Origin of the sequence: Streptomyces phyllanthi (assembly GCF_009377205.1) — a bacterium.
GTDB lineage: Bacteria > Actinomycetota > Actinomycetes > Streptomycetales > Streptomycetaceae > Streptomyces > Streptomyces phyllanthi.
In genome coordinates this window covers 1-5,230 of sequence record NZ_VJZE01000558.1, presented here as the reverse complement: position 1 = coordinate 5,230, position 5,230 = coordinate 1, and the positions used below count along the sequence as shown (strand labels likewise).

The window sequence follows — 5,230 nt, the reverse complement described above, 5'->3', positions numbered from 1 at the left end:
CGGCCACCCCGGCCGCCTCTGGCGGTCCGGAAGCAGCGGGCGCCCCGGGCGGTCCCAACTCACCCGCACCGCAAGGAGGGTACGGATTCCCGCAGCCTCCGGCACCGCAGGGTGGTTACGGTTACGGCTTCCCCCAGCCTCCCGCGCAGCCGGGGCAACCGCAGGCCCCGGCCCCACAGCAGCCGCAGCAGGCGCCACAGCCGGGGCAGCCCCCGGTGGACCCCCGTATGGGTACCGCCTGGCCGCAGCCCGTCCAGCACGACCAGCGGCAGCCCACCAACCCCGGTGTGGCACCGCTCGGTTACACGGCCGCGGTGGAGCTGTCCTCCGACCGGCTGCTGAACAGCAAGAAGCAGAAGGCGAAGAGCAGCCGCCCGGCAGTCGGCGGGTCGCGGTTCAAGCTCGGCGGCAAGAAGGAGGAGGCCGAGCGGCAGCGGAAGCTGGAGCTGATCCGTACGCCGGTGCTGTCCTGCTACCGGATCGCGGTCATCAGCCTCAAGGGCGGCGTCGGCAAGACCACGACCACCACCGCCCTCGGCTCCACGCTCGCCACCGAGCGGCAGGACAAGATCCTCGCCATCGACGCGAACCCGGACGCCGGTACGCTCGGCCGCCGCGTCCGGCGCGAGACCGGGGCCACCATCCGTGACCTGGTCCAGGCGATCCCGTACCTCAACTCGTACATGGACATCCGCCGGTTCACGTCCCAGGCGCCCTCCGGCCTGGAGATCATCGCCAACGACGTCGACCCGGCCGTGTCCACGACGTTCAACGACGAGGACTACCGTCGCGCCATCGACGTGCTCGGCAGGCAGTACCCGATCATCCTCACCGACTCGGGTACGGGTCTGCTCTACAGCGCCATGCGCGGTGTGCTGGACCTCGCGGACCAGCTCATCATCATCTCGACGCCGTCCGTGGACGGGGCGAGCAGCGCCAGTACGACGCTGGACTGGCTCTCGGCGCACGGGTACGCGGACCTGGTCTCACGGTCGCTCACGGTCATCTCCGGAGTGCGCGAGACCGGAAAGATGATCAAGGTCGAGGACATCGTCTCTCACTTCGAGACGCGCTGCCGCGGGGTGGTCGTCGTTCCGTTCGACGAGCATCTGGCCGCCGGTGCCGAGGTGGATCTCGACATGATGCGGCCGAAGGTGCGCGAGGCGTACTTCAACCTCGCGGCCTTGGTCGCCGAGGACTTCGTACGGCACCAGCAGATGCACGGCCTGTGGACTTCGGACGGCAACCCGCCGCCGGTGGCCGCCCCGCCGATGCCGGGACAGCCCTTCCACGGCCAGCCTTTCCCGGGTCAGCCTTTTCCGGGTCAGCCGGGGCAGCCACCGGTCCCGGGCGCCCCGCCGATGCCCGGACAGGCCGCGCCCGGACAGGCCGTCCCCGGCCAGTCGGCGCCGGGACAGCCCCTGCCGGGCCAGCCCATGCCCGGACAGCCCGTGCCCGGACAGCCCGTGCCGGGACAGGGGCAGCAGCCGCCCCCGCCGTACGGTCAGCCGGGTCAGCCCCATCACCCCGGCCAGCCTGGTCACCCCGGCCACCCCGGTCAGCCGTACCCGCCGCAGCCGGGCCATGCCGCCCCGTCCTATCCGGGGCAAGCCCAGCCAGGGCAGGCGCAGCCAGGACAAGCCCAGCCGGGGCAGGCGCAGCAGCCGGAGCAGCCCGCCTCGCAGCCCGGGCAGCCCTTCCCGCCGTACCCGGGCCAGGCCCAGGGCCAGACCCCTCCCCCGCCGGCACCCCCGCAGCAGTAACCGGCACCGGCACGACAAGCACCGGCACAACAGACGAAGGGCCCGCACCGTTCACCCACGGTGCGGGCCCTTCGCCACCTCGGATACATGGCGCGCCGAGTTCTACTCCCCGTCGTACGCCGCGATCAGCTCCCGGCACCGCTTCACGTCCTCCGCCATCGTCTCCAGCAGCGCCTCGATCGACTCGAACCTGGCCTGCCCGCGCACGAAGGACAGGAAGTCGACGGCGGCGTGCAGGCCGTACAGGTCGAGGCCGACCCGGTCGATGGCGTACGCCTCCACGGTGCGCTCGGTGCCGTCGAACTGGGGGTTCGTGCCGACGGAGATGGCGGCGGGCATGGCCTCGCCCTCGACGAGCAGCCACCCGGCGTAGACGCCGTCGGCGGGGATCGCGGTGTGCGGGAGCGTTTCCACGTTCGCCGTGGGGAAGCCCAGTTCGCGGCCGCGCTGTGCGCCCCGTACGACGACGCCCTCGACCCGGTGCGGGCGGCCGAGGATCTCACGGGCGCCCTCGACGTCCCCCTCGGCCACCAGCCGCCGGGTCAGCGTCGAGGAGAAGGGCTCGCCACCGCCCGCCTCACCGGTCACGTACAGGTCGACGACCTCGACCTCGAAGTCGTATGTCTTGCCCTGCTCGGCGAGGAACGCCACGTTGCCGGCCGCCTTGTGGCCGAAGCGGAAGTTGGGGCCCTCGACGACGGCCTTGGCATGCAGCTTGTCGACCAGGACCTTGACCACGAAGTCGGCGGGCGAGAGCTTCGAGAACTCCGCTGTGAAGGGAAGGATGAGCACCGCGTCCACGCCCAGGTCCGCCATCAGCTCGGCGCGGCGGTGGTGCGGGGCGAGCAGCGGGGGGTGGCTACCTGGACGGACGACCTCGCTGGGGTGCGGGTCGAACGTGACGACCACGGAGGGAGCGCCCAGTTCACGGGCCCGTTCCACGGCGTGGCTGATGATCAGCTGGTGCCCGCGGTGCACTCCGTCGTAGGAGCCGATGGTGACGACGCTGCGCCCCCAGTCCTGGGGGATGTCCTCCAAGCCACGCCAGCGCTGCACTGTGCCTGCTCCTTGTCGAAACTTGTCGAACCCGTGTCCGTGGTTACCTCTTGGCAGTGTCTAAGGGTGCCATGCCGGGTGCCGTCGGCCCGCATCGGCATGGAGGCTGTGACGGGCTGCACGCGTACTGTCACAGGCACACGACGCTCGGTTACGACGTGTGCGGCTTACTACGGCAACAGGTCCGACGGTAGGCACACGATGATCAACGGAACAGCTCGTGTTCCGAACGCGCCCCCTTCCGCTCCGTCGGTTCACTCCGAGCGCCTGCTCTTTGGGGTGAATGGACGGGAGCGGATGGATACACCCTTGGGTGGGGGAACCGAGGGGGGCCGTGGAGCGGCGGTGGTGGAATCCCGTGACCGCCGCTCCACGGGAAACCCTTCGCCGAGCTTCCGCGGCGGGCGAGGACCCCATGACGCGGCGATGCCCGCCCCGTCCGCCGTAGGCCGGTCCTGACCTCGGCTCCAGCCTCACCCCAGCCCTGACCCTGACCCTGACCCTGGCCTTAGCCCCGGCCCCGGAGCTCCGGCCCCGGCCCCGGCGTCAGCCGAAGACCGCCAGGCTCTTCGCCTTCCCCTTCAACTCCTCCACCAGGGCAAGGAACCGGCCCTCCGGGTCGAAGACGGCCACGGGGCCGGTGCCCGCGTACTCGTCGGGCATCTCCAGCCGTACGCCGTTCAGCAGCAGCCGGGCCCGCCTGGTGTCCACGTCCCAGCGCGGGAACGCGGCTGCGGCCGCATTGGCGATGGGCATGAGCGTGAGCTCCTCCTGGAGCTGTTCGAGCGTCCTCGCGGAGTCCAGCTTGTACGGCCCCACGCGCGTCCGGCGCAGAGCGGTGAGGTGTCCGCCCACGCCGAGGTCGGCGCCGAGGTCACGGGCCAGCGCGCGGATGTACGTGCCGGACGAGCAGACCACGGAGACGATCGCGTCGAGCACCGGCGTGCCGTCGCCGGCGACCGCTTCCCGGACGTCGTACACGGTGAAGGAGGAGACGGTCACCGGGCGGGCCGGGATGTCGAAGTCCTCGCCGTCCCGCGCCCGCTTGTACGACCGTACGCCGTCGATCTTGATGGCGCTGACCTTGGAGGGCACCTGCATGATGTCGCCGGTCAGCTTGACGATCCCGGCGTCGACCGCCTCCCGGGTCACCTTGGAGGCGTCCGTGGAGGAGGTGATCTCCCCTTCGGCGTCGTCCGTGATCGTGTTCTGTCCGAGCCGGACGGTCCCCAGGTACTCCTTCTCGGTCAGCGCGAGGTGGCCGAGGAGTTTGGTCGCCTTCTCCACACCGAGGACGAGCACGCCCGTCGCCATGGGGTCGAGGGTGCCCGCGTGTCCGACGCGGCGGGTCCTCGCGATGCCGCGCATCTTGGCGACCACGTCGTGCGAAGTGAAGCCCGACGGCTTGTCGACGATGACAAGTCCGTCGGGCGTGGTGGTCTTCCGGGTCTTCTGGGTCATTCGGCGATGTCGTCCTCGTCCTCGCCCGGCTTCTTGTACGGGTCCGCGTCACCGGCGTACTGCGCGCCGGACGCGGCCTCGCGGACCGCGGCGTCGGAGGCGCGCGCCTTGTCGAGGAGGTCCTCGATGGTCCGGGCGGTGTCCGGGAGGGCGTCCGCGACGAACGTGAGGGTCGGCGTGAACTTCACGCCCGCGGCGCGGCCGACCTCGGAGCGGAGGATGCCCTTGGCGCTCTCCAGTCCGGCGGCCGCGGCCTTCCGCTCCTCGTCGTCCCCGTACACGGTGTAGAAGACGGTCGCCTCCCGCAGATCACCCGTCACCCGGGTGTCCGTGATGGTGACGTGGGAGCCGAGCCGCGGGTCCTTGATCCCTCGCTGCAGCTTCTGGGCCACCACCTCTCGGATGAGGTCCGCCAGCCTCTTAGCCCGCGCGTTGTCGGCCACTGGTCCGTCTCCTCGTTCTTCCTGCTGCTCTGTGTTTCTGCGTTGTCTGTAGCTGCGTTGTCTGTTGCTGCGTTGTGCCGGTCAGTCGTCGTCCTCGCCGTGGAAGCGGCGCCGCACCGAGAGCAGCTCCACCTCCGGACGTCCGGCGACCAGCCGCTCGCACTGGTCCAGTACGTCGGTCAGGTGCCCGGCGTCGCCGGAGACCACCGCCAGGCCGATGGCGGCCCGGCGGTGCAGGTTCATATGGTCGACCTCCGCCGCGCTCACTGCGAACTTGCGCTGGAGTTCCGCCACGATGGGGCGGACGACGGAGCGCTTCTCCTTCAGCGAGCGGACGTCGCCGAGCAGGAGGTCGAAGGACAGAGTCCCCACATACATGTGTGTCCGGATGACCCGCCGGTACGGGATCGGTGGCCCCTCCATCCGATGTGGGCGGGACATCAGAACCGTACAACGAACCCGGCGGGCGGCTCGACGGGATTGTTGCCGCCCCCGCCGCCCCTACCC

Annotated in this window: 5 protein-coding genes; 1 reads left to right on the top strand and 4 read right to left on the bottom strand. The window is 70.7% G+C overall.

The genetic code is table 11. The features are described from left to right. Positions 1-1,763: MinD/ParA family ATP-binding protein (locus tag FNH04_RS40750; protein ID WP_152791227.1), on the top strand; the 1,763-nt coding region annotated here is incomplete at its 5' end. Positions 1,764-1,865: 102 nt separating this feature from the next. On the opposite strand, the gene FNH04_RS40745 is transcribed toward FNH04_RS40750, so the two are convergent. The 4 genes from FNH04_RS40745 to FNH04_RS40730 form a co-directional block, all read right to left on the bottom strand. Beyond that, entirely contained in the window at positions 1,866-2,819 is a 954-nt protein-coding gene (locus FNH04_RS40745; protein WP_322725315.1) for a bifunctional riboflavin kinase/FAD synthetase, read from the bottom strand. A gap of 546 nt (positions 2,820-3,365) precedes the next feature. Continuing rightward, entirely contained in the window at positions 3,366-4,280 is a 915-nt protein-coding gene (gene truB / locus FNH04_RS40740; RefSeq protein ID WP_152791225.1) for a tRNA pseudouridine(55) synthase TruB, read from the bottom strand. Further along, the gene (gene rbfA, locus FNH04_RS40735) at positions 4,277-4,723 is read right to left on the bottom strand and encodes a 30S ribosome-binding factor RbfA (protein ID WP_322725313.1); all 447 of its coding nucleotides are present in this window, start codon (positions 4,721-4,723) and stop codon (positions 4,277-4,279) included. Before rbfA ends, truB begins: the two co-directional genes overlap by 4 nt. A gap of 81 nt (positions 4,724-4,804) precedes the next feature. Continuing rightward, positions 4,805-5,101: a DUF503 domain-containing protein gene (locus FNH04_RS40730; RefSeq protein ID WP_152791224.1), complete on the bottom strand. Its 297-nt coding sequence runs from the start codon at positions 5,099-5,101 to the stop codon at positions 4,805-4,807. Positions 5,102-5,230 lie beyond the last annotated feature (129 nt).

Coding starts and splice junctions, on each gene's coding strand:
- truB (WP_152791225.1), bottom strand. CDS start 4,280: ATGACCCAGAAGACCCGGAAGACCACCACGCCCGACGGACTTGTCATC.
- FNH04_RS40730 (WP_152791224.1), bottom strand. CDS start 5,101: ATGTATGTGGGGACTCTGTCCTTCGACCTCCTGCTCGGCGACGTCCGC.